Below are 1,700 nucleotides of genomic sequence, written 5' to 3'. Positions count from 1 at the left end.
CTGCGCGTCTCGCTCGACCGCGAGATGGACGGACTCGCCATCGACCGGCAGCGCGATGACTGTCTCAGGATCACCGCTGATCGCGGATGGACCGTGGTCGGGACGTACGTCGACCAGTCGAGGTCCGCGACGGACAAGACGAAGAGGCGACCCGACTACGACCGGATGGTGGCCGATTACCTCACGGGCTCGTTCGACGCGATCATCTGCTGGGACCTCGACCGCCTCACACGGCAGCCACGCCAGCTCGAGGAGTGGATCGACGCCGCCGAGGCGCGCGGGCTGCGGCTGGTCACGGCCAACGGCGAGGCAGACCTGACGACCGACGGGGGGCGGATGTACGCCAGGGTCAAGGCCGCTGTGGCCCGCGGGGAGGTCGAGCGGAGCGCGGCGCGCCGGTCCGCGGCCGAGCTGCAGCGCGCTCGACGCGGTCGGGCCCCGAAGGGCACGCGCCTGCTCGGCTACTCGACCGGCGGCGACGTGATCGAGGAGGAGGCCGCGGCGGTGCGCGAGCTGTTCCGCCTGTGCGCGATCTCCGACGGCCCGTCGATGGCGTCCATGGCCGCGGCGCTCTCGGGCGAGTCGAGGGAGGGCGTGCCGACGTCACTTCCGCGATTACCCAAGCGCAGCCGCGTGCTGGCGATCGAGCGGAACGAGAAGCAGTTGGCGGCAGGCCTGGAGCCCGCTGATGTTCCCGACGACGGTCCGTGGGCGCTGAGCACGGTCCTCGGCGTCCTGCGCAACCCCCGCTACGCCGGGTACTCCGTCTATGCCGGCGGTGTGGGCCGTGCCGGAGCGAGGACGTCCTCGTCGGACTGGATCGTGCGCGACGAGGACGAGAACCCCATCTGGGGAGAATGGGAGCCGCTCGTCGACGAGGACACGTGGAACGCCGTGCAGGCTCGCCTCGATCACCAGTCCCTCGCAGCCCGTCCGGAGCCCGCGATGCGATACCGGTATCTGGGATCGGGCATGTACCGCTGCGGCCACTGCGGTCAGCCGGTGAGCGCGAAGTCCGGCCGTTACAGGTGCGCGGGCACGCCGGGCTGCACCCGGGGCCACTTCACCCGATCCAGCAACCACATCGACGACTCCGTGCTGCGCGTCGTCCACGAGCTGCTCGTCCGTCCGGACCTGGAGGAGCTCCTCCTGAGCCCGGATGCCCCGCGCGCGGCGGAGATCCGAGGCGAGATCGCGCAGCGCCGCAGGCGCGTGGAGCGCGCCTTGTGCGACCTCGAGCTCGGTGACGTCCACGGCGCAGACGTCGCGCGCATTCGTAGCTGCGAGGCACCAGGCATCGCCGAGCTGGAGGAAGAGCGCCGTCGCGTGCTCGGGGCTGCCGGGCTGGGATCCTTGATCGACTGCCATGATCCAAGAGCCGTCTTCGACGAGGCGGATGTGGGCTTCCAGCGCCGGGTCGTCGAATCGCTCGTCGAAGTGCGGGTCCTTCGGCAGCCTTCTGGTAGACGCGGAGTCGACCCGGCGACGGTTCGAGTCGTCCCGAGAGCGGAGCGGCTGTGATGCTCAGAGGGGCGCATGGGGCCTTGGGTCGGGGAATCTCCCGGATATCCGGGACGATGCCGCCAGATCTACAGTTCCGGTTCAACCTGTGATAAGGAGCGGCTTCACCAGCGTAAATACTCGAGTCTGAGGCGCTGAGGGAGCGATCCGTGCCCCTACACCGAATAGTGGAGTTCCGG

1 protein-coding gene is annotated in these 1,700 nt (G+C 69.6%); it reads left to right on the top strand.

The features are described from left to right. A partial coding sequence (locus tag ACWD3C_RS48505; RefSeq protein WP_451155223.1) for a recombinase family protein occupies positions 1 to 1,521 on the top strand: 1,521 nt, incomplete at its 5' end. Positions 1,522 to 1,700 lie beyond the last annotated feature (179 nt).

The sequence above is a fragment of the Streptomyces sp. NPDC002845 genome (assembly GCF_053591955.1).
This window is presented reverse-complemented; position numbering and strand designations above follow the sequence as displayed.